This window comes from Mucilaginibacter sp. UR6-1 (assembly GCF_020880975.1).
Classification (GTDB): domain Bacteria; phylum Bacteroidota; class Bacteroidia; order Sphingobacteriales; family Sphingobacteriaceae; genus Mucilaginibacter.
In genome coordinates this window covers 214,403-237,588 of record NZ_JAJIWP010000001.1, presented here as the reverse complement: position 1 = coordinate 237,588, position 23,186 = coordinate 214,403, and the positions used below count along the sequence as shown (strand labels likewise).

The 23,186-nt window shown below is 44.3% G+C and carries 22 protein-coding genes and 1 tRNA gene; 10 read left to right on the top strand and 13 right to left on the bottom strand.

The window, feature by feature from the left end:
- The first annotated feature begins 178 nt into the window (after window positions 1-178).
- The 3 genes from LJ707_RS01090 to LJ707_RS01080 all read left to right on the top strand — a co-directional run bounded on the left by LJ707_RS01090 (window position 179) and on the right by LJ707_RS01080 (window position 2,890).
- A complete protein-coding gene (locus tag LJ707_RS01090; protein WP_228948883.1) occupies window positions 179-1,042 on the top strand; it encodes an SDR family oxidoreductase in 864 nt (287 codons plus the stop codon).
- A gap of 271 nt (window positions 1,043-1,313) precedes the next feature.
- A complete protein-coding gene (locus LJ707_RS01085; RefSeq protein WP_228948882.1) occupies window positions 1,314-1,883 on the top strand; it encodes a Crp/Fnr family transcriptional regulator in 570 nt (189 codons plus the stop codon).
- A gap of 302 nt (window positions 1,884-2,185) precedes the next feature.
- Entirely contained in the window at window positions 2,186-2,890 is a 705-nt protein-coding gene (locus LJ707_RS01080; RefSeq protein ID WP_228948881.1) for a Crp/Fnr family transcriptional regulator, read from the top strand.
- A 78-nt stretch (window positions 2,891-2,968) separates the two neighbouring features.
- Here LJ707_RS01080 and LJ707_RS01075 read toward each other — a convergent pair whose 3' ends face one another.
- Complete coding sequence (locus LJ707_RS01075; protein WP_228948880.1) at window positions 2,969-3,826, bottom strand: LysR family transcriptional regulator; 858 nt, start codon at window positions 3,824-3,826, stop codon at window positions 2,969-2,971.
- Window positions 3,827-3,926: 100 nt separating this feature from the next.
- Here LJ707_RS01075 and LJ707_RS01070 point away from each other — a divergent pair, with 100 nt between their 5' ends.
- Complete coding sequence (locus tag LJ707_RS01070; RefSeq protein WP_228948879.1) at window positions 3,927-4,889, top strand: alpha/beta fold hydrolase; 963 nt, start codon at window positions 3,927-3,929, stop codon at window positions 4,887-4,889.
- 189 nt (window positions 4,890-5,078) lie between these two features.
- Here LJ707_RS01070 and LJ707_RS01065 read toward each other — a convergent pair whose 3' ends face one another.
- Together LJ707_RS01065 and LJ707_RS01060 are read right to left on the bottom strand one after the other, a co-directional pair.
- Window positions 5,079-5,315: a (4Fe-4S)-binding protein gene (locus tag LJ707_RS01065; RefSeq protein ID WP_228948878.1), complete on the bottom strand. Its 237-nt coding sequence runs from the start codon at window positions 5,313-5,315 to the stop codon at window positions 5,079-5,081.
- Window positions 5,316-5,417: 102 nt separating this feature from the next.
- Window positions 5,418-6,002 carry a Crp/Fnr family transcriptional regulator gene (locus LJ707_RS01060; RefSeq protein ID WP_228948877.1) on the bottom strand — a complete coding sequence of 195 codons (585 nt, stop codon included), beginning with the start codon at window positions 6,000-6,002 and terminating at the stop codon, window positions 5,418-5,420.
- Between the two features lie 330 nt (window positions 6,003-6,332).
- Between LJ707_RS01060 and LJ707_RS01055 the strand changes: the two genes are divergently transcribed.
- The 3 genes from LJ707_RS01055 (at window position 6,333) to LJ707_RS01045 (ending at window position 8,711) form a co-directional block, all read left to right on the top strand.
- Complete coding sequence (locus tag LJ707_RS01055; protein WP_228948876.1) at window positions 6,333-6,986, top strand: hydrolase; 654 nt, start codon at window positions 6,333-6,335, stop codon at window positions 6,984-6,986.
- Between the two features lie 86 nt (window positions 6,987-7,072).
- The gene (locus tag LJ707_RS01050) at window positions 7,073-7,432 is read left to right on the top strand and encodes a hypothetical protein (RefSeq protein ID WP_228948875.1); all 360 of its coding nucleotides are present in this window, start codon (window positions 7,073-7,075) and stop codon (window positions 7,430-7,432) included.
- 328 nt (window positions 7,433-7,760) lie between these two features.
- Entirely contained in the window at window positions 7,761-8,711 is a 951-nt protein-coding gene (locus LJ707_RS01045) for a hypothetical protein (RefSeq protein WP_228948874.1), read from the top strand.
- A 132-nt stretch (window positions 8,712-8,843) separates the two neighbouring features.
- Here LJ707_RS01045 and LJ707_RS01040 read toward each other — a convergent pair whose 3' ends face one another.
- Both LJ707_RS01040 and LJ707_RS01035 read right to left on the bottom strand, forming a co-directional pair.
- Window positions 8,844-9,668 carry a sialate O-acetylesterase gene (locus tag LJ707_RS01040; RefSeq protein WP_228948873.1) on the bottom strand — a complete coding sequence of 275 codons (825 nt, stop codon included), beginning with the start codon at window positions 9,666-9,668 and terminating at the stop codon, window positions 8,844-8,846.
- Window positions 9,669-9,848: 180 nt separating this feature from the next.
- Window positions 9,849-9,922 (bottom strand) — tRNA-His (locus LJ707_RS01035).
- A gap of 80 nt (window positions 9,923-10,002) precedes the next feature.
- Here LJ707_RS01035 and rnhA point away from each other — a divergent pair.
- Complete coding sequence (gene rnhA / locus LJ707_RS01030) at window positions 10,003-10,473, top strand: ribonuclease HI (protein ID WP_228949751.1); 471 nt, start codon at window positions 10,003-10,005, stop codon at window positions 10,471-10,473.
- 2 nt (window positions 10,474-10,475) lie between these two features.
- On the opposite strand, the gene LJ707_RS01025 is transcribed toward rnhA, so the two are convergent.
- The 7 genes from LJ707_RS01025 to LJ707_RS00995 all read right to left on the bottom strand — a co-directional run bounded on the left by LJ707_RS01025 (window position 10,476) and on the right by LJ707_RS00995 (window position 17,401).
- A complete protein-coding gene (locus LJ707_RS01025; RefSeq protein WP_228948872.1) occupies window positions 10,476-10,970 on the bottom strand; it encodes a metallophosphoesterase in 495 nt (164 codons plus the stop codon).
- Between the two features lie 18 nt (window positions 10,971-10,988).
- On the bottom strand, window positions 10,989-11,702 hold the full coding sequence (locus tag LJ707_RS01020; RefSeq protein ID WP_228948871.1) for a tRNA1(Val) (adenine(37)-N6)-methyltransferase: 714 nt from the start codon (window positions 11,700-11,702) through the stop codon (window positions 10,989-10,991).
- Complete coding sequence (locus tag LJ707_RS01015; RefSeq protein ID WP_228948870.1) at window positions 11,703-12,092, bottom strand: VOC family protein; 390 nt, start codon at window positions 12,090-12,092, stop codon at window positions 11,703-11,705.
- Window positions 12,093-12,214: 122 nt separating this feature from the next.
- Window positions 12,215-14,437, bottom strand: coding sequence for a phosphoribosylformylglycinamidine synthase subunit PurL (gene purL / locus LJ707_RS01010; protein WP_228948869.1), 2,223 nt, complete (start codon window positions 14,435-14,437; stop codon window positions 12,215-12,217).
- 157 nt (window positions 14,438-14,594) lie between these two features.
- Window positions 14,595-15,464: an energy transducer TonB gene (locus LJ707_RS01005; RefSeq protein WP_228948868.1), complete on the bottom strand. Its 870-nt coding sequence runs from the start codon at window positions 15,462-15,464 to the stop codon at window positions 14,595-14,597.
- Window positions 15,465-15,664: 200 nt separating this feature from the next.
- Window positions 15,665-16,267 carry a DUF4468 domain-containing protein gene (locus tag LJ707_RS01000; protein WP_228948867.1) on the bottom strand — a complete coding sequence of 201 codons (603 nt, stop codon included), beginning with the start codon at window positions 16,265-16,267 and terminating at the stop codon, window positions 15,665-15,667.
- 78 nt (window positions 16,268-16,345) lie between these two features.
- Complete coding sequence (locus tag LJ707_RS00995) at window positions 16,346-17,401, bottom strand: porin (RefSeq protein ID WP_228948866.1); 1,056 nt, start codon at window positions 17,399-17,401, stop codon at window positions 16,346-16,348.
- Window positions 17,402-17,903: 502 nt separating this feature from the next.
- Between LJ707_RS00995 and LJ707_RS00990 the strand changes: the two genes are divergently transcribed.
- On the top strand, window positions 17,904-20,081 hold the full coding sequence (locus LJ707_RS00990) for a glutamine synthetase III (RefSeq protein WP_228948865.1): 2,178 nt from the start codon (window positions 17,904-17,906) through the stop codon (window positions 20,079-20,081).
- Between the two features lie 48 nt (window positions 20,082-20,129).
- On the opposite strand, the gene LJ707_RS00985 is transcribed toward LJ707_RS00990, so the two are convergent.
- A complete protein-coding gene (locus tag LJ707_RS00985; protein ID WP_228948864.1) occupies window positions 20,130-21,914 on the bottom strand; it encodes a chloride channel protein in 1,785 nt (594 codons plus the stop codon).
- Window positions 21,915-21,978: 64 nt separating this feature from the next.
- On the opposite strand from LJ707_RS00985, the gene LJ707_RS00980 reads away from it, so the two are divergent.
- Entirely contained in the window at window positions 21,979-23,160 is a 1,182-nt protein-coding gene (locus LJ707_RS00980; protein WP_228948863.1) for an AIR synthase related protein, read from the top strand.
- Window positions 23,161-23,186: the final 26 nt, after the last annotated feature.

Below are 23,186 nucleotides of genomic sequence, written 5' to 3'. Positions count from 1 at the left end.
CATTTTCCGGGTCATATAAACTACAATAGAAATTGATCGCTGTAAAGCCGGTCCAACCTCCTGTCATTTAGAGGTCATTATGATTGACATTACAGCAACTGACTCATTTTTTACCATATGGTAAATAGATTTAAAGAACTCTTGATGAATTTTGCGTCAATATTTTAACATCTATATCATGAGCAAAAAAGTTGTATTGATAACAGGGACTAACAGTGGCTTCGGCTGGCTGACCGCCCACAGCGTGGCCGCACTCGGGCACCAGGTATATGCCACCATGCGAGACACCACCGGCAAGAACGCAGAAAAAGCTAACGAACTATCGCAGGTAGAGAACGTAAAGGTGCTCGATGTGGAACTCACGAACGACGAAAGTGTGAAAAAGGCGTTTGACAGCATCATTGAGGCCGAAGGCAGGATTGACGTATTGGTGAACAACGCCGGTGCCAGTATGTTCGGCCTTGGAGAAACAGCTACTGCTGCAGACATTCAGCGTATGCTTGACATCAACGTACTGGGGCCGTGGCGTACAACCAAACTGGCGTTACCTGTAATGCGTGAACAATCGGAAGGGTTGATCATTAATGTAACAAGCGGGTTCGGGCGGGTCAGCTTTCCCTATTTTACCGCCTATTGCGCCTCAAAGTATGCGCTTGAAGGCTTGAGCGAAGGTTTGCATTATGAGCTGCGGCCACTGGGTATTGACCTGGCGATATTGGAACCCGGCGGCTTCCCAACGGAAATGGGCACCAAAGTACAGTTCGGTGCCGACGCGTCTGTCGCCGGAGGTTACAAAGTCCTTGATGGGCTACAGGATAGGATGTTTGCCGCTATCGGCCAGCTATTTGAGATCCACAAACCTGATCCGCAGATGATCGCAGATGCCGTGGTGGAATTGATCGGTCAGCCTAAGGGGGCAAGGCCGTTAAGAACGGTTATTGACCCGACAACAGGAGAATACATAAAAACGATCAATGCCGTGCAGCAGGTTGAACTTAAAAAAGCCATGGAAGCGTACGGACTGAAAGAGCTTTTAGCCTAATTAAGTCCCTATCTTCAAGTCACAGGCCGGCCCTTCACCTCCAGGCATCAATAGCCAAGGGTGTGATGGACCGGCTTTTTTATTTGAGTAACCACACATCAAGGCAATGTTCGCGTATAAAAAATCATCAAAAATAAATAAGGGTTACCTTCTAAATGCTGTCCCGCTTTCGTTACTTGTCATACAGCACACGGTATTTCAACCATCATTTTGTCCAATTTTTTTACCATATGGTAAATGGATTGTTATGAGATAGCCTGTATATTTAATAATGAAAGAACTCATAAATTTCATCCTGCAATTCGGTAAATTGAATGAACAGCAGATCCAATTAATAATAAGCAAGGCAACACCGGTCAAATTTGCAAAGGAAGGCTATCTGACAGAGGCGGGAAAGGTACCGAGGCAGGTCGGTTTTCTGTTAAGCGGTGTGGTACGTTTCGTATACTATAACAATAAAGGCCAGGAGATCACCCATTATTTTGTTGGCGAGGGTCAGTTTGTAACGGATTACGCCAGATTCGAGACCCAGATCGTGGCATCTGAATATATCCAGGCAATCACCCCCTGCGAATTCCTGATGTTCGAGAAGGAGGACTGGGACGAGATTGGCAATACTATCGTGGGCTGGGCGGAAATAGAAAGTAAAATGGCAAAGAAATGCCTGCACGAATCAATAGAACGTCGGAGCCGCCTGATCACCGAGGACGCCGCTTCCCGTTACCGTTCTTTCCTGACCGGGTTTGAAAAGATTGCTTCCCGGGTTCCGCTGGCGTATGTTGCATCTTATCTTGGTATCACGCAACAGTCGTTGAGCAGGATAAGAAAAAATATCCGCTGATTATTATTTACCATATGTTCAGTGGATTCTGTAAACATATCCTAACATTTGTAATAAGATCATCTCGTCTTCAGGATCGAGGCGCCCGTGATCAATTGCGGGGCTGAGGTGCGGCAGTATGCTTAGAGAACGTGGTTGCTCCACTAAGCATCCTGCCGCTTTATGTTGACGATGGATATGATCGGAACGTGCTGCGGCCGGTGCCGCCGGGTATCTGTTGCGCACGTGCGGAACAGTGCTCTGCAAAGTAATTATTTACAACTGAGCCGGCCATGTTAAACTATTGTTGTCACAATCCGGATATGTATGAAGCATTTTTTAATTATCTACAGGGATTTAATTACCTGCCGTTAACGGCTGACGAAGTTGAGCTGATCAGGAAAGCGCTGACACCTTATAAAATACGGCGAAAGCAATACCTGCTGCAGCCGGGTTTCCATTGCAAGTTTTATGCTTTCATTGTAAAAGGCGCAATGAGACAGTATTTCCTCGATCAGAAGGGCGGCCTGCATATGGTATGCCTTGGGATAGAAAACCGGTGGATAGGTGACCGCGAAAGTTATGTACTTTACCGCCCGAGCAATTACTACATTGAGGCCGTCGAGGATACGGAAATGCTGCTGATCCGAAGGTCGGATCTGCCCGATCTTATGAAGGTGCCCGCTTGTGCGCAGATGCTGCGGGAGCTGGACAGCCGGGATATCATTGCCTGCCAGCGTCGGCTGAATGCAGCCATCAGCGTTACAGCCCTGGAACGGTATAAAGATTTCATTGCCTGTCATCCTGAACTTATTGAACGCTTTCCCCAGCGGGATATCGCTTCCTATCTCGGGATAAACAAAGATTCATTAAGCAGGATTAAAAGACAGCTTTACAAATACAAGCCCCCCCCGTTGAGCAAAGAGTTAGGGAACGGCTGTACACCTGCCTTCCTGGCAGCACATCTAACCATAGATCATGTTCCGGCACCAACAATCACAAATAATAGTGGTAACCTACCGGGCTAAACAACGTCGCGGGTAAGTTCATCATAATACCATGAGGCTGTTACCAGCCAAATATTTCGCCACCGTTCTTTGACAAGATCAGCGATAGAGATCCATAAATGCAGCGAGCACTCTCGACGGCGGCTCATCCTTTCGCGTGATCATTACCGTGTTCATGGTGGAGAGTTCCTTATTTAAGGTATCTGTACGGATCTTCCGGCCGGTGTAAAAATCCCGGATGATCTCTTCAGGCAGCAAACTGATGCCGATGCCCGACTCGACAAAATTAATGATGCCTTCTATCGAATTCAGAACCGTGCTTTTGTAATTGATAATGCCCTTAGAACTTAACCACGATTCCAGCCTCGCCCGGAAGACACAGCCCTCGGCGAAGACGACTATCTTAAGCGGATCGCTTTCAATCAGCTCTTTAATATCCGGCCCTTCCGAGGCGCTGATGAGTACAAGTTGCTCCGTCCTGACTTTGATTTGGTCAAGCCCGCTTACATTAAGTGGGGCAGGTACAAAGGCCGCGTCCAGTTCATGTTTAAGCACCGCGCTGATCAGCGCGCTACGTATATCAGAACGAAATTCGAGCTCAACCTCCGGATATAGGTCTTCGAATTGCCGAAGCATGCCGGGCACTTTAAGGGCCATGGTTGTTTCGATGCAGCCAATCTTAAGGTTACCGGCAATCTTATCACCTTTCTGAACATGGAACTTCGCTTCCTCTACGAGCTTACCGATCTGTTTTGAATATTGCATCAGGGTGTGTCCGGCGGGCGTAAGCGAAACTTTACGGGAAGTTCGGGCGAATAGTGCAGCACCGAATTCCTCCTCCAGGCTTTTGATCCGGGCGGTGACGTTAGACTGTACGGTGAAGGTTGCTCCGGCAGCTTTGGTAAAACTTCCGGTCTCGGCAACTGCCTCAAATATTTTCAGGTCGTTCAAATTCATACTATCAATCACTAATAATGATATAAAAAATCACAATTAATCGTTTTTAATAATTAAATATCCGTTTTAATTTTGACATATGTATAAGAGAAATAGAATTATGACAAAACTGTTAATGATCCTGATGGTCACAGGATTGCTCACCGGCAATGCTGCCGCGCAGTATAAAAATAAACAAATAATCAAAAGCACTATGGAACACACACAGATCCACTATCGTAATGTAAAAGTAAATGGTTTGAATATCTTTTACCGAGAATCCGGGCCGATAGGCGCGCCCACGCTGCTACTGCTGCACGGCTATCCAACCTCATCGCACATGTTCAGGAACCTGATACCGATACTGAACGCCAGATATCATGTGATCGCGCCGGACCTGCCGGGTTTTGGATATTCTGATGCACCCGATCACAAAAATTTCAACTACACGTTCGATAATCTTGCCAGTACAGCACAAGGCTTCATCGATGAACTGGGATTGAAGCGGTTCGCCGTTTATATTTTTGACTACGGATCGCCTGTTGGCCTTCGGCTTGCCATGGCTAATCCGGAGAAGATCACCGGTATCATTTCACAGAATGGTAACGCTTATGAAGAAGGACTGAGCAAGGAATGGGGCCCGATCCAAAAATACTGGAAGGATCAGTCGCAGGCGAACCGTGATGCTTTAAAGGATTTCGTTTCGGAAAAAGCGACCTGGTTTCAATACCATGAGGGTGTAGCGGACGCTTCGCTGATCGCGCCGGAAACATACACGCTTGACCAGCATTTTCTGGACAGGCCGGGCAACATCGAGATCCAGCTTGACCTGGTAAAAGATTACCGGACGAATGTGGCGCTTTATCCAAAGTTTCATGAATATTTTAGAAAATACCAGCCCAAGGCATTACTGGTTTGGGGAAACCGCGACCCTTATTTTCTTCCTGCCGGCGCTAAGGCTTATCTAAAGGACCTGCCCGGCGCTAAACTAAAATTTTATGACACAGGCCATTTTGCGCTGGAAACAAATGCCAGCGAGATCGGTGCCGAGATACTGGACTTCATGGCCGAATTGCCCCGTTAAATTCTGTCAAAAAAATTCTGTAAAAATGTTGGGAAGAGCACGGTCATCATTACCGTGCTCTTTTTATCTGAGGGTAAAAGAAATTAATGGGTAACAAGAGGTTCCATACATCCGTGATCGGTCGCCGCGTACCAGGAAGGCTCATGTCGATAAAATATCGGGTTCAGAGGACATTACCCTTCAGGAGTTTTAACACCATACTTGAAGGTTTTCCCCATAATGCTCCTTGATGCTTAATGCGCCCGATGGGCACATGGCCACCTGGTTGATGATCTCCTGTGTTGTTGCATTTTCAGGCCTTATCCATGGTCGGGCTTTAGGGTTATAAACCTGTGGCAGCGTTTTTACGCATATGCCCGAATGAATGCAGACTTTCGGTTTCCAAAGGATCGTTACTTCTCCATTAAAGTATTCAAGTGTTTCCATAAGCCATCTTTAGTATCTCCGGGATAATTACCGAAGATAGATAACCATTAATACAACAAAGCAGACCTATGTCTACTTTTTAAGTATCAATCTGTAGCTTCATCAGCGCTGTAAAAGCTGCCGCTTTACACGGCTTAATGTATCTTTGGTGATACCCAGATACGACGCGATGATATGCTGCGGAAACCGCTCTATTAAATTGGGATAGCAGGCTGCAAAATCAGTGTATTTTTTCACCGCCGTTGCGCTGATGGCAGAGGTCAGCCTCCGCTGGTTGGCGATATTATTGCGCTCATCCAGTTGAAGCATCATTTTTGCGATGATCGTAGTCTTGTTCAGCAGATGGTCTATACTGGCTTTAGTAACCAGCAGCATCTCTGTATTCTCCCAGGCATCAATGTGATAAGCGCTGGCCTTCCCGGTGACCCAGCTTTCGCGGTCGCCCATCCACCAGTCCTCGACACCCAGACGTACCATATGTTCGCCGCCTTTTTCATCTACTGAATATTGCCGCATCGCGCCTTTTACCACAAAAGCAAAATGCCGGCAATGATCTCCAGCCTGCAGCAGGTATTGTTTCTTTTTCAGTTTAAAAGGGATGAAAGCCTGCCTTATCAGCATCTCTTCCTCCTCTTTCAGCGGTTCAGAATTAAATTTTTTAAAGTACTTGAATAAAGCCTCGTGCATTAACAGAACAGCGCCCACCCAGCGATTTTAGTTGAATAATATAATTATAAATGATCCCTCTCCGGAAATCCATAGTCAAATATAATATTAATCGCGCATTCCTGCCCGACCTGCGCAGCAGGATTTTATTTCGTTAATACTATATGGCAACCAACCCGGGGTCGATACAGCTCCCGACCTAATAACCTATAAATATCGAATTCATTACTGCATTGGATAGTAGACATATATCTACTTTTTTTTTAGACCTATGTCATCTTTCCGCACCATACAATTTATGAGATTTGGGATATGGCGAAAGCCGCATATTAACCATCTAACTACATAACCATGTCAAACAATTTAAAAACCGGCCTTGATGCCCTCCTGCGTCCTGAAGACAGCATCGTCGTACTGATTGATCACCAGCCTTTTCAGTTCGCTAACCTGAACAGCCACGAACCGGCTATGATCATTAACGCAGTAACTGGCTTATCAAAAGCGGCAAAAGTTTTCAATGTACCAACAATACTGACCACCGTGGTTGAAGAACGCGGCGGCCTGATCATCAAACAGATTCAGGATGTATTTCCGGAACAAAAACCGATCAACCGTACCTTCATCAATACCTGGCAGGACCCAGCCGTTACCGATGTGGTTGCTAAGAGCGGCCGTAAACAACTTATCCTCGCAGGGCTATGGACAGAAGTTTGTGTGGCAATGCCGTCAATCCAGGCAGTGGCCGAAGGTTATGATGTTTTCGTTGTAACAGATGCCTGCGGGGCAGTATCGGCGGAAGCACACGATATGGCCGTCCGTCGTATGGTACAACATGGCATAACGCCTATCACCTGGTTAGCTGTGGTTTCTGAGTGGCAGCGTGACTGGGCGCGCACCGACACAGCCGGCAAACTTGCTGGACTTATGGTTGAACATGCCGGAGCTACCGGTGTAGCGTTTAACTGGGAATTACAGTTACTGAACACACCAGTTCCGGTACAATAGTCCGAAGAGACTCAGATGACATCCCGGAACCTACCGGGATGTCATCATCAAAATGCTAACACGATACCTACCTTAACTTATAGATCATGACCAATAACGAAGCCCGGATAATGGAAGAAAACCTTGAGCGGGTTTGGAACGAGCGAGATCCGGCCACCCGGCTGAAAGCCATCGAAAAAATTTACAGCCCGACAGCTACCCTGAATCACGTTGGCGACCGGGTTACCGGTGCTGATGCGATCAATGAAAGCGTATCCATCACACAAAAAATACTGCCATCCAATTTTGTATTTACCAAACTGAAGCCGGTGATCATAAATAATGATATCGGCAGACTGGTTTGGGGGGCCGGACCATCGGGGCAAGCTCCCATAAGTACCGGTATGGATGTCGCCCGGTTCGAGAACGATGTGATTACCTCCCTTTATGTCTTTCTTGATAGCTAAACAGCCTCTGCATTATCGTTAACGTTAGATCATCACCACATTATCTATTTAATACATTTTCATATCAAAATGTCTAATAAAGAGATCGTTGTCAAGGCAATGAAAGAATTCTTCGTTGATCGTGACTCGCATGCCATTGAAAAATACTGGCAGGAGCATTATATTCAGCATAACCCTGGAATGATCAATGGGCACCAATGATAAGACTTATGAACGGAACACCGCTGGAGAATTAGGAATGTTATACCTGAAAACCGGCTTCATAATATTGCACAAATATTTTGAACCTGATACAGATCATTTTTATTACACGGTTTAACTAAAAAATATGTCAAAATTCAAATTACCTTTTTTACTGGCCGGTCTGTTTCTGTGCTGTTCAGCATCTGGCCTGAAAGCCCAGGTATATGAAACACCCGAACTCCATGGTGACACCGTTGTGTTTCCGCTCACCCTCATCGATGTTTATCCTTTCATATCTGGAACGGTCAACAGTGTTGGCGGAAAATTCATGTTCGATACAGGATATCAAACATTTATTTCACTTAATGACAACTTTATTGAGCTACCCGATAAAAAAGCGAAAAGTAGTGGTGTTACCGGTAGCGGCCAGTCTTTCAAAACAAATGTCAATGACACCATTTCCGAGATCAGGTTCGGCAACGGGCTCATTTATCGCAAACTGTTAAATATCCCCAGTGCTAATTATGATTTTCTACAGAAGAACATTACACCTGATTTTATAGGCTTTATCGGTTACGATTTCTTCCGGGGGTATCTTTTTAAGCTTGATTATCTCCACCGGAAGGTCACTTTTTACAAATCCACCGCTGAACGGACCCGGACAAGGGATTTTTTAAAGAATGAAAAGGTCTTAGCTGTTATCGATTTTGAGATCAGGAAATTAGCAAATCACCCGATCATAAGGTTAAAAATAGACGGGATAAATGTTGTGGGCGTGTTCGATACAGGTCAAAATGGTCTGTTACAATTGGATGCCACTTCTGCTAAGTTACTTGAAAGCCATGGCTCTGTTCTACGGTCCGGCACAGACAGTTACGGTGACACTTTGCTGAATGTTAAGAATATCATCGTAGGTGGGAAGTTAAAAACCAGCCTGAACGGACTGGCCCTGACCGAACTGAATGCCACCCAAATTGAACGGGAAAAGTCAGGAATTACAGAGCCTAACCTGATGAACATTGGTTACCGGTTTCTTGTAAAGTACAAAACGGTTTGGGACTACGCTCATAAAAAGATTTACGTTTTGGAATATTGACCAATGGATCCATTTTGAAAGGTAATGGCCAAATTTTTCCTCCTGAACAGGAAAGCACTCTTAACCCGCGCGGTTCAAGGATACTTTCACAGGGCTGATCACGGCACGAGATGTTATTTTAATTCAGAAATTTTAGTTTTTATAAGCCTCGATAGATAACTCTCCCATAGAAAATTGTATATCGATAAGCCCTTTCTGTTCTTCTTTAGTTAGGTTACGTTCATATATAGCCTCAACCAATTTACTTTCGTTCGTAAGAGGTTTTAATACATGTTGTCTTTTGTGAAAACCTTCAAAATAACGAATGCCAAAAATTCGTTGCGATTCAGCATTCATATGGATATTATCCGGGTTTGCCGTTAAGCCGGCAGCAGTTATAAAGTAACAATGATTAGTGTTTTGAGCAAATTTCTCCAACTCTTTATTTACAACAGCGTAGGATTCAAAATAAGCCCAATAGATGCCCTCTGTTAGAAAATCTCCAAGTCCGCCAATAATTAACGGAATATCACTATCGCCAAGTTCTTCACGCAATTTTTTTACTATTACAGCAAATTTTTCACCGTACTTTGGTGCATTTCCGGGTTGACAATCGTTTTCGCCCTGATGCCACAGAATACCCTTTATGCGGCTGGTCTTTTGAGCGATTTTTGCTTGAGAAATAGCACTTTGAAACAATACTCCATCAATATTCCAATCATCTAAGCTGGTTCCTCCATCTGCACATGGAATCAACCCGATCTCACTATCCTGGTTTTCTGTGTACAATGCAGCAGCAAAAGAAGCGGCCAGGCCAATACCGGCATTAGGACGGTCATAATTAATAGGTTCCCACATGGTTTGCCAACGTCCATTTCTAAGCATCTTAATATGATGATTATAAATGATTGGCACATCTTTTAAAAAACCGCGACCTGCCATGTTCGATTGGCCTATCATCAAAAATGAATTTAACATTTTATTTGTTATTGGTATTAAGTGGAAGATAAGAAAGGGTAAGCAAAGTCATATTGGACTTTTTGTATTTGGTAGCAAAAAATACAAGTCTACAGAATACTAAGTTGCAAATACCGTGAGGGGGATTAAAAGTAATTTATACAAAAAAAGGAGATAATCAAAACTGACTATCTCCTTTTGGGTAAATGATGGGGCTCGAACCCACGACCCTCGGTACCACAAACCGATGCTCTAACCAACTGAGCTACATCTACCGTGTTGGAGGCTGCAAAAATAGAAATCTCGCGACTATTTGCAAAGTTTTTTTTCAATTTTCTGATACCTTTGCCGCATGGTGATCGAATTATTTACGGATGGCGCTTCAAGCGGCAACCCGGGGCCGGGCGGATACGGAGCTATACTACGTGCTGGTCAGCACTATAAGGAACTTTCGGAGGGTTTTCGTAAAACCACCAATAACCGCATGGAACTGCTTGCTGTTATCAAGGGCCTCGAGGCACTTAAGAACCCTAACCAGGAAGTTATCCTTTACTCCGACTCGAAATATGTGATCGATGCCATCGAGAAGCGCTGGGTTTACGGCTGGCGGCAAAAGGGTTTTAAGGATAAAAAGAACAAAGACCTTTGGCTGCGCTACCTGGAAGTGAGCAAACCACATAAAATTAAACTGGTATGGGTAAAAGGACATGCCGGGCACCCGGAGAATGAGCGCTGCGATCAACTTGCCGTTGCGGCGGCAAAACAACCTAACTTAAAAATCGATACCGTGTTTGAGGCTGAAAATGCAAGAGTGAATTTACTGTAGACCTACCTCCCGGCCAACTCAATTATCTGCATATCCTGAATTTTATGGCCATCTATATTAAAGCGCATTAGTGTGCGCACTTTGTGCCAGCCTTGTTTACCGGCCGCTCCGGGATTGAGGTGCAGGCATTTGATGCGCTCATCAAACATCACCTTTAATATGTGCGAATGCCCACAGATAAATAACTGTGGCGGGTTAGTATATATCTCATTCCGTATCTGCGGACTATATTTACCCGGATAACCACCGATGTGCGTTATCCAAACATCAACATCCTCGCATTTAAAGCGCAAACTTTCGGGGTACACACGCCTGATGTCGCCACCATCAATATTACCATATACGGCTTTAAAAGGCTTAAAAGCCGCCAGTTTATCGGCCAGTTCAAGGTTACCTATATCCCCTGCATGCCATATCTCATCACATTGTTCAAAATGCTTAAATACGGCATCATCTAAATAACTGTGCGTATCTGATATCAGGCCTATCCTCGTCATGCTTCAAAACAAAGCAAATTAAAACACAATAAAAAACGCTTTTAGCGTAGCAATGTATTGCTGGCTGTAAACCTTTGGCGCATCGTAAATTAAAAATTGCTCGCTCGTTGGCTCTGTATCGGCTTTGCCTATCACTATAATATACCGGTGAGGTTCACTATCAGCGTATGATCGTATAATTATTGTTTTTTGCAGATGCAGGTCATGGTCGGTAAGTAACGTTTTAATATACCCAGCCGTATTAACCGGCAGCACCAGCCAGCAGGTTCCGGTTTTGGTAAGATGATTTGATACACCTTTAATCAAGTCCTCGAAAAAGTTTCGGTCTGCATGTTTGGCCTGGTTAATTTTTGCCGTGGGCGATGTTAAGGCATCAATATAAAAAGGGGGGTTAGTTACGATGATATCGTAACGCTTTTCGGGATTTTCAGCGAAAAATGTATTGAAATCCTGATGATATACTTTTAGGCGATCACTGTAGGGCGAACCTTCAAAATTATTTAACGCGGTTTTGGCGGCATCATCATCTATTTCCACCGCGTCTATCTGTGCCGATGTAAAGCGTTGCGCCAGCATTAGCGCGATAACGCCGGTGCCGGTGCCTATATCAAGTATGCTTTGAGGCTGTCCCTCCCCTGCCAATGCGCCAAGTAGTACACCGTCGGTATTGATCTTCATGGCACAGCCCGACTGATCGACACTGAACTGCTTAAAGCGAAATACGCCGGCCATTTATCTTTCGTAAAATTCGATAGGCAACCCGTCCGGGTCGGCGAGAAAGGTGAATCGCTTGCCGGTAAATTCATCTATGCGGATTGGCTCCGTGGCTACATCAAACCCATTTACATGCGCTATAGCGGCTTCTACATCATCCACCTCAAAAGCCAGGTGACGCAGGCCCGCTGCTTCGGGGCGTGATGGCCTTGCAGGCGGATCGGGAAAAGAGAAAAGCTCGATCTGGTATAGTCCTGAAACTTCCAGATCGAGCTTGTATGATCGCCGTTCTTCACGGTAAACCTCGCGTACTATAGTTAAACCCAATACATCGGTATAAAACTGTTTCGACCGCTCATAGTCGGTACAGATAATAGCTATATGATGTACGCGGTTAAGTTTTAGCATATTATTAGGACTCACCCTGTCTTTGCTTCGCTCGACATCCCTCTCTGTAAACAGAGAGGGAATAATCATTTAATATTTATAGTATAATTCAGAATTCGAAACTTCGAAATCCGAAATCGAAATTATTCGCCTAAGGCAACGTGCAGCACATTGTCAAACAACATCTTCACATCAGTTACATGGCCAAACAATTGCTCGTCAACATTAAACTGCCCGTTGGTTACCGTACCCAATAAGGTAAAGTCAGTTTCGCTGGTGGCCATCAGTTCAACAAATTTGTCCTGATCTGCCGGGGCAACGCTCACTACTATCCTGCCCTGTGCTTCACCGAACAGGAAGGCATCCTTACGGATAGCGGCATCGGTACTGATATCAAAACCTAAACCGTTGGGCATAGCTGCTTCGGCAAGGGTTACATATAAACCACCGTCGGCAACGTCATGGGCTGATTGTACCAGTTTATGTTTGATCAGCTCTTTGATCACCTGGTGCGTAGCAAATTCCTGATCCAGATCAAAATGCGGGGCCGGAGACGCCGATACCTTGTGCCATGAGGCCAGGTATTGTGATGAAGCGATATCATTAACCGATTCGCCTATCAGGTATATAAAGTCGCCCGGCTGTTTAAAGTCAAGCGTCATGATGTTATCAATATTATCCATTACACCCAGCATACCTATGGTTGGCGTCGGGAATACCGGGCCTTCATCTGATGATTGGTTGTAAAAGCTCACGTTACCGCCTGTAACCGGGGTTTCAAACTTGGTACAAGCTTCGCCCATACCTTTAATGGCGCTCACAAACTGCCAGTACACTTCAGGAATGTACGGGTTACCAAAGTTTAAACAGTTGGTAATAGCCACCGGCTCGCCACCGGCGCAGGTAATATTACGCGCGGCCTCGGCAACGGCAATAGCACAACCTTTTTGCGGATCGGCGTATACGTAGCGTGAGTTACAGTCAACCGTTAAAACAATAGCCTTTTCGGTATCGCGTACGGCCACTACAGCGGCATCGCTCGGGCGGTTGGTGGTCATGGTTGATACACCTACCATTGAGTCGTACTGATCAGTTACCCAACGTTTAGATGCAATGTTAGGGTGACCAAGCAAATGCTCGGCTACGGCTACCAAATCTTCCGGCTCGGCAACATCTTCTATCTTAAATTTTTGGTTCTCGGCAAAATAAGCTGGTTCGCGGTATTCGCGTTGGTAAACCGGCGCGCCGCCGCCTAATACCAAATCATCGGCAGGTACATCAGCCACCAGTTCGCCATTCATAAAATACTCCAGGCGTTTGGTATCAGTAACCTCACCAATAATGGCGCAGTTTAAATCCCACTTATCAAAAACAGCTTCTACTTCTTTTTCGCGGCCTTTATGTACCACAATCAGCATACGCTCCTGCGATTCTGAAAGCAATATCTCAAACGGCTTCATGTTTTCCTGGCGGGTTGGCACCGCATCGAGATTAATGCGCATACCGTGCTCACCTTTGGCCGACATTTCAGAGTTTGAGCAGATGATACCCGCGGCACCCATATCCTGCATACCTACTACAGCACCGGTTTTGATTACCTCAAGGGTAGCTTCCAACAATAATTTTTCCTGGAATGGATCACCTACCTGTACGGCAGGTAAATCGTTTACCGAATCTTCCGTAATATCTTTTGACGCGAAAGCCGCGCCATGTATACCATCCTTACCGGTGGCTGAACCCACAATGTAAACCGGGTTACCCACACCATAAGATGTAGCCGAAACGGTTTCACCAGCCTTAACTATACCGGCTGACATGGCGTTTACCAGCGGATTGATGTTATAGCATTCGTCAAAGAAAAGTTCGCCTCCAACGGTTGGAATACCAAAGGCGTTACCGTAATGGCTGATGCCCTTTACCACGCCTTTAATTAACCACTTGGTTTTATCAAGGTTGATGTCGCCAAAACGCAGGGAGTTAAGCTGCGCGATAGGCCTTGCACCCATGGTAAAAATATCGCGGTTTATACCGCCTACACCGGTTGCCGCGCCCTGGTAAGGCTCAAGCGCTGATGGGTGGTTGTGTGATTCTATTTTAAAGGCGCAACCTATGCCATCGCCCAGATCAACCAAACCGGCATTTTCTTCACCGGCTTTGGCCAGCATGCGCGGGCCATCCTTTGGTAAGGTTTTTAACCATGTTATAGAGTTTTTGTATGAGCAATGCTCGCTCCACATTACCGAAAATATAGACAATTCGGTAAAGTTAGGCACGCGGCCCAATATCTCTTTTATACGATCATACTCTTCGGGTAACAGGCCAAGGTCTTTGGCGGTATCAACGGTAGTTAGCTCCTGATTCTCCAATGCTTTATATTTATTTTAAAGGATGGCGCAAAATTAGGAAAATCAGGCGAAAGCAGGTAATAAGTTTACAGTTTAGTTAGATGCCGCAATGCCTTTAAAAAACGCAGCCGGGCCATACCTGAGTATGGCACCGGCATATTTACAGGTTTAGGTAATATTAGTTGTTGGTAATGGTAAAACTGATAGGTATGGTATACCTTACACGTACGGGCCTGCCATTTTGTGTACCGGGTTTCCAGGCTTTGGCTTTTTTAAGTACGCGCAGGGCCTCCTCATCAAAACCATACCCTGCGCCTTTCTCTACTTTTATATCGGTCAGTTTTCCATCTTTTTCAATAATAAAGCTGATGAATACCCTGCCGCTTTTACCCTCTTCAGAAGCTATTGCCGGGTAGCGCAGGTTACGGCTTAAATATTTATTCCAGCCATCCATGCCGTCAAATGGTTCGGGTAGCGAAGTTAAACCGGCTATGCCGACAGGTTCATTACTGGCCCCTTCCCCATTTCCATCATTAGTCCCGCTACCACCTTCCTTACCATTTTCAGTACCTGCGGGTATATTGGCCGCTGTAGCCGGACCATCCTGATTTGTTGGGCCTATAGCACCTTCTATTTTATCTGTTGGAGTAGGCTCAACCGCTTTAGCTTCATCGTTAGTAACATGCGTTGGTATAGCCGTAGTTTTTACTTTTTCTGCCTTTGGAGCAACTTTTGGCAATTCCGTTTTTGGCGTAGCCTCAAATACTTTTTCTTCTTCTTTGGGTGGGGGAAGAATAGGCACAACGATCATCGTATCCTTTTCAGGGTTGAATATTGGCACCGATGAAATTTCACCTGACCCACGATTGTTCATAAAAGAATAAAAAGCTATACCAACACCCACTGCCGAGAATGTAATCAGCAAAGATTTTAGCATATTTGTACCATTGTGTTTCCGCAGATCATAAGCGCCATAGCTTTTGTTGCGGTTTTTAAATACAACATCGAGCCACTCGGTGTTGTACAAATTTAATTTGGTGATAAGCATATAATTAGAATTTAGTTTATAATCATAACGCTATTTTACAGAATTAAATTTTGTTATTTTTTAATAAACAGAATTTTTAATACATTTTTATTCCTGCTGCCAAATTTTTGCAATACCAGCAAAAAAGCGCCCTATTATTAAATTTTTCGCATAAAAAAAGCCGGATCGCTCCGGCCTTAAACAATATATTATTTGGTTTTTTACCAATCCTTCTTTATTACCGGGCTTATTTTAGACTCTTTTGTGGTTGCAGGCGCCGGCGACAGAATAAAATTCTTTAATCGTTTACCTATCTCCCTGCTGTTCACCAATACTTTTTCCAGGTAATCATCCAGATCTTTTTGCCCCAGTACTCGCAGGCCATGTTCAAGCGGAGTTTTTTTGCCGTTAACCGGTACAAAGTTGGCATAACGATCACGTTCGTAGGGTATCACCACAAAATTAGTTAGCCAGTAACGGTATTTGCCATCCTTAACCTCAACAGTTATATCATAGGTAATTTTAGCATCCTCATGCTTTGATACCAGCGCTTTTTTAGACACCAGGAACCCGCCCTCCCCCATCAACGTAGCTTTGCCATCATCCTGCTTTTTTAATTTCAGCTTATCCTTTGTATAAGCGGTTTTCAAAAAATTCAATGCCCTCTTATATATGGTATCAGCATTAAGGCCTGGCTGTGCAGCTACCTGGTAGTATATATATTTATTGTTCTCATCAAACCCAAGCGAATCTGTTTGCTGTGCCTGAGCATATACGGCACTACCCGCTAACGCCAGTAACAATACTATAATCAATCTCTTCATCTGGTAAATATAAAAAAAGCCGTTCCTTTTAACAGGTAACGGCCTTTACAAAAAATCAACTTAAACTAAATTATTTTGTTAGAATGCGTACACCGCTGCCAGTACAAACTGACCGGCATTTTTTGATGGCGCACCGCTCTTTTTAGTAAACACGGCATCGTTGCTCATATTATCAAAGCGCACTTCAGGAATCAGGCTCAGCGGTCCCGCTTTAATATTAGCTGTCGCGGTAATAGCAGTAACTGATTCGCCAGGTGCAGGGCCAAAGGTGGCATAATCACCGGTTTTTGTTTTAAAATACTCGCCACGCAGCCCAAGGGTTACCGCACTTGATACAGCATATTGCGGGTACAATGCTACACCGGTAAATCCACCGTCTTCATAATCATTACCCGCAGAAAACGTTGCCGCGTTAAGGCCTAATTTAAACGCTGATGTAATTTGATAAGAAGTTGTAAGGTCGATTTCGGTACCTGATGACGGGCCGGTAAGCAAATTTACATAAGCAGACCACCCCTCAACAGGCGCCAATGATAACTGAGCGCCAAAAGTGTTCAGCTTTGATGCTGATTTGTATACATTCCAGTAATCATTAAATATACCGGCCATCAAACTAACTTTACCCGAAAAGGCGTAAGAAGCCTTAAAGCCGGCATTCTGGAAAGGGCCGTTAGTAAACAAATACGATGTTGAATAATTAAAATTACCCACCGGACTAATCACCTCGTAACCTACAAATGTTGCCATATAACCGGCTGTAAGCGCAAGTTTATCAGTTACATCGTATGATACGTACAGGTTTTGGATATTATAGCTGTTGGTGGTTTCATCATAAACACCGGCGGCATTGGGCAATGATTGCGATTGCCCGCGCGGGCCGAAAGAAATTTCGCCTACAAAAGAAGCTTTACTCACCTTTTTTTTCAGCGCAATATCAACCATACCTATTGACATGGAATTATGATCAGATGCAAAGCTTGTAGGCAGGTTACTATGGTCGGCAAAATCATACTTATAATAAGTATCAACAGAACCGGTAATAGTTAAAGGGGGATCCGTTTGAGTTGAATCCTGCGCGTTTGCAGAAAAAACTCCGGCAGATAATAATGATAAGAGTAAAAGTTTTCTTTTCATGACAATGATTTGGATAGTTAAGGGGTTAATTTGTGTTGATTTTTTAATTATTGAGTTATTTACATAGAATTAGTTAGTTAAATGACAAAATTTTAAACCTATTTAGAACAAAAAACAATTATAAGTCGAAAAAAATTAGATATTTTTTATCCAAACCGAATTATAAGTGGCTTTTTGTTTAATCTTTTCCTAAAATATAGATGGATATTTACAAATCAAAATTTTATATTAAAATAATTGCATTAATATCAACACATGGTTGGTTTTTTTATACAAAACACAATTTTATACTTCATTTTTTATAACTTTTTAAAAAAATTAATAAGTATTTGAATTAATTGTTGAGAAAACAACAAAATCCAGCCTTCGTATTATTATTAAATAATACCACCATTTATAATATTAACAGCAGCATATAACGACTATTAAGCTCAAGGCTTTTAAATTATACTTTATTAATACTTTGTTCTATTTTTGAGCCGACCTAAAATAATTACCCGATATGTCGAACACCCGATTTCAAGCCCTGCAATCGGTGCTTAACCGTACCGTACCAGAGATAAAGCCACCCTCAGCAAAAATTTCAGATTTTTATGGGGCCAACGTTTTCGATAAAAAGAAGATGAAGGAATACCTGTCTGACGACGCTTATGCAAGTGTTATCAACTCTATTGAACTTGGCGAGCCTATACACCGCGATATGGCGGAGCAGGTGGCATCAGCCATGCGCGCCTGGGCAATAGGCAAAGGCGCTACACATTATACCCACTGGTTTCAGCCCTTAACCGGCAGCACTGCCGAAAAACACGACTCCTTTTTTGAGCCGACAGCAGATGGCGGCGCTATTGAGCGTTTCTCGGGCGATGCACTGGCCCAGCAGGAGCCTGATGCCTCGAGCTTTCCGAGTGGTGGTATACGCAATACTTTTGAAGCACGCGGCTACACCGCCTGGGACCCATCGTCGCCTGCATTCCTGATGGGGCGTACCTTATGTATACCTACCGTATTTGTATCGTACACCGGCGAGGCGCTTGATTATAAAGTTCCGTTATTAAAGGCCCTCACAGCGCTTGATAAAGCCGCCGTTGATGTTTGCCATTATTTTGATAAAAGCGTTGAAAAGGTAAATGCCTCACTTGGTATTGAGCAGGAGTATTTTTTAGTAGATATAGCCCTTTTTAATGCAAGGCCGGATCTGTACCTCACCGGTCGCACCCTGTTCGGCCACATATCCGCCAAAAACCAGCAGTTAGAAGACCATTATTTCGGCTCGATACCGGAGCGTGTACTGGCCTTTATGCAGGATATGGAAACCGAAGCCCTATTATTAGGCATTCCGTTAAAAACACGCCACAATGAGGTAGCCCCCTCGCAATTTGAGTGCGCCCCTATATACGAGGAGATCAACCTGGCTATTGACCATAACCAATTGCTGATGGACCTGATGGATCGCGTAGCCAAACGCCATAACTTTAAAGTGTTGCTGCACGAAAAACCTTACGCGGGCATTAACGGCTCGGGTAAGCATAATAATTGGAGCATGATCACCAATACTGGTAAAAACCTGTTATCGCCGGGCAAAACGCCTAAGAACAACCTGATGTTCCTTACCTTTTTTGTGAATACCATTAAGGCGGTTTATGAACATGCTGATCTGTTAAGAGCCTCCATCGCGTCAGTAAATAACGATCATCGTTTGGGTGCTAATGAAGCGCCGCCGGCCATTATTTCTATATTTTTAGGCAGCCAGCTTAGCGAGGTGCTTGATGAGATAGAAACCTCACGCCTCAGCAAAAAAATAAAAGAGGAAAACACCCTTTGGCAGGGCATCCCGAAGATACCGCAAATATTGGCGGACAATACCGACCGTAACCGCACCTCTCCTTTCGCCTTTACCGGCAATAAGTTTGAGTTGCGTGCCGTTGGTTCATCAGCCAATTCGGCCAGCCCAATGACGATACTTAATTTGATAGTTGCCGATCAGCTTAAAAAATTCAAGGTAGATGTAGATAAATTGCTGAAAAAAGGCGAGAAAAAGGATGTAGCCCTGATGATGACCATCAAAAGGTATTTAAAGGAATCGCGCAGCATCCGTTTTGAAGGTAATGGTTACAGTGAGGATTGGGAAAAAGAAGCCGAGGCACGCGGCCTGTCAAACATCAAAACAACGCCAAAGGCGCTTGATGTAATGATTACCGAAAAAACCGCCGAACTTTTTGCCAGTACCAGCGTATTCTCTCCACGCGAGGCACATGCCCGCCACGAGATATTACTGGAAAGCTATTATAAAAAGGTACAGATAGAGGCCCGTGTAATGGGCGAACTGGTTAACAATGTGATCATCCCCGCCGCTATTGCTTACCAGAGCAAGCTGGTTGAAAACGTAAAAGGCCTTAAAGATATAGGGCTGGGTAAAGATACCTACCAGGCACAGCTTGACATTATTACCAAACTGTCAGAACACATCAACTTTGTTAAAACCAACGTTGAGGAAATGGTACAGGCACGCAAAAACATTAACAATAACGTTGAAGATGTACGCCAAAAGGCTATTGATTATGACGAAAAGGTACGTTCATACTTTCAGCCGATACGTTACCATGTTGACAAACTGGAGCAACTGGTTGATGATTCGCTGTGGCCATTGCCAAAATTCAGGGAATTATTATTCTTTAAATAAATAACCGATAAAAGAAAAGCGGCATCAAATGGTGCCGCTTTTCTTTTTTTAATGCGCAAACAGATCCGCCTGTTTATGCTGCGCTATAAGCACTTCACGATATTTAGCCAGGAGTGACGATTTGGATATAAAACCAATAAAGCGGCCATCCTGCTCAACCGGCAGTTGCCATACATCAAGCTTATCAAACTGGCTCATCACCGCATTTACCGATTCGTGATATTGTATAACAGCCGGTGGCGTTATCATGATCTCGGCAACGGTATGGTCGGCAAAATCCGCTGTAAATAATTGTTTGCGTATCTCATCAACCAAAACCACACCTTCTATATGATCGTTAAACCCAAGTACCGGAAAAATATTTGCCTGGCTTTGCGATATTACCTGGTAAAAGTTACGGATAGGCATATCTTTGGCCACAGCCGTGTAGTTCCGGTTGATAACACTATCTATCACAATGGATGACAGCATATCATGGTCATGATCGGGGTGAATATTACGCTCGTGCACCAGATCGTGCCAGTACATATTATGCGGGTTAAAATGCCGCGATATGATATATGATATGGCCGACACTATCATTAACGGGATAAATAGCACATATCCGCCTGTAATCTCAGCAATCAAAAATATCGCGGTTAACGGCGCATGCAATACACCACTCAATGCTCCAGCCATGCCTACAGCTATAAAATTGCTGGTATTTAAATGGATCAGCCCCGTAAGGTTGCAACCGTAAGCGATGAATAATCCTAAAAAGGCACCGGTGAACATGGTTGGTGCAAACGTACCGCCGTTACCACCCGAACCAATGGTAATGCCCGCCGCCACTATCTTCATAAAAACCAACAGCGCAATAAAACCCAGCAAGGCCAGGGGGTGATTAAGGTATTCACTAAAAATTGATTGATCTTTTATAGCTTCGATATTACCGTTAAGCGCTTGCTGCAACTCGTGATAACCCTCGCCAAATAACGGCGGCAACAATAATATCAGTACACCTAACAATAGCCCACCAAATAAAGCCCTTACATACCTGTTCTGGTTAACAAACAAACCTTTTTCGAGCTTGCCGGCAACCGTTGTAATATATACCGATGTTAAGCCCGATAGTATGCCCAATAAAATGTAAAACGGGAGCGCGTGCATTACCCAGCCCTCGGTAACCAAATGAAATAACTGACCTGAATACAGCACCTTTGATACTACTACCCCTGTTGCCGAAGCGATAAGAAGCGGGATAAATGTAGGTATGGTGATCTCCCCTATCAATAACTCCAGCGAGAAAAGCACCCCGGCTATAGGGCTGTTAAATACGGCCGCTATACCGGCTGATGTACCGGCGGCAAGCAGAACTGTTTTTTCGTAGGCTGACAGCTTAAAAAACTTACCGGTATTTGAGCCGATAGCCGCCCCGGTACAAACTATAGGTGCCTCCAAACCTGATGAACCACCAAAACCTACCGTTAATGAACTGCTTATGAGATGGGAGTAGACATTATTAAAAAGCATGTTGGAGCGGTTGCGCTTTATGCTTACCAGAATATTCCCTATCCCCTTTTGTATTTTATCGCGGTTTATGAGGTGTAAGTATGCTACCGTACCCAATATACCCAGCGCGGGTAAAAATACGTAGATGAAATGGTATGGCAGGTGTGATGATATATCGCGGCTCAGCTCTTCCATAAAATGCACCAAAAACTTTAAAACTACCGCGGCAAGCCCGCCAATGAGGCCAACAAACACACTGCAATAGATCAAAAAGTTGCGCTGGCTATTAAGTGTTAGCCGTATACGATTGAGTTTGTAGGTAAGCGTTTTTAGTAGATGCATAACAATTTTAAATGCGGTAGTACTTTAGAGGTTTAAAAAAAGCGATTAAGCCGTATATTTGCCCATGACTTCTTCGCAAAGATATGATCAGCGCGGCGTGTCGGCATCAAAGGATGATGTACACAACGCGATCAAAAACATCGACAAAGGTATATATCCTAAAGCTTTTTGTAAGATAATTCCTGATATTTTAACAAACGACCCTGCCTTTTGCAATATTATGCACGCTGATGGCGCGGGTACAAAATCATCGTTAGCTTATACTTACTGGAAAGAAACAGGCGATATATCAGTATGGCGCGGCATTGCGCAGGATGCCATCATCATGAATATTGATGATCTGCTGTGCGTGGGCGCTGTTGATAATATCCTGCTGTCGTCAACCATAGGTCGCAACAAAAACCTGATACCGGGCGAAGTTATTGCCGCTATTATTAATGGTACCGAAGAAATATTAGCCGAACTGCGCGACGCAGGCATTGGCATCTATTCAACCGGTGGCGAAACTGCCGATGTAGGCGACCTGGTGCGTACCATTATTGTCGACTCGACCGTTACCTGCCGTATGCCGCGTGAGGAGGTTATATCAAATCACCGTATACAACCAGGTAATGTTATTGTAGGCCTGGCATCTTACGGACAGGCTGCTTATGAAACCGAATACAACGGCGGCATGGGCAGCAACGGCCTTACCTCAGCAAGGCACGATGTATTTAATAAAACCATTGCCGAAAAATATCCGGAAAGCTACGATGCCGGTATACCATATGATCTGATCTTCTCCGGCTCAAAAAGCCTTACCGATCAAATTGACATTGGCAATGGCCAAACCGTAACCGCGGGCAAGTTGGTGCTTTCGCCAACACGTACTTACGCCCCGATTATTAAAGCTATTTTAGAAAAATACCGTTCGCAAATTGATGGCATGGTGCATTGCAGCGGTGGCGCGCAAACCAAAGTGCTGCATTTTGTGGATGATGTACATGTGATTAAAGATAACCTTTTCCCGGTGCCACCATTGTTTAAACTGATCCACGAAGAATCGGGCACCTCATGGCATGAAATGTACAAGGTATTTAACATGGGGCACCGCATGGAGCTTTATGTGCCTGAAAGCATCGCTGCCGACATCATCGCCATATCAAAAAGCTTTAATGTAGATGCCCGGATAATTGGCCGTGTTGAGGCTGCTGATAAAAAACAAGTGACTATACAGTCGGAATTTGGCGAGTTTGTGTATAATTGAGTTCCGACTCATCTTAAAACAAAAAT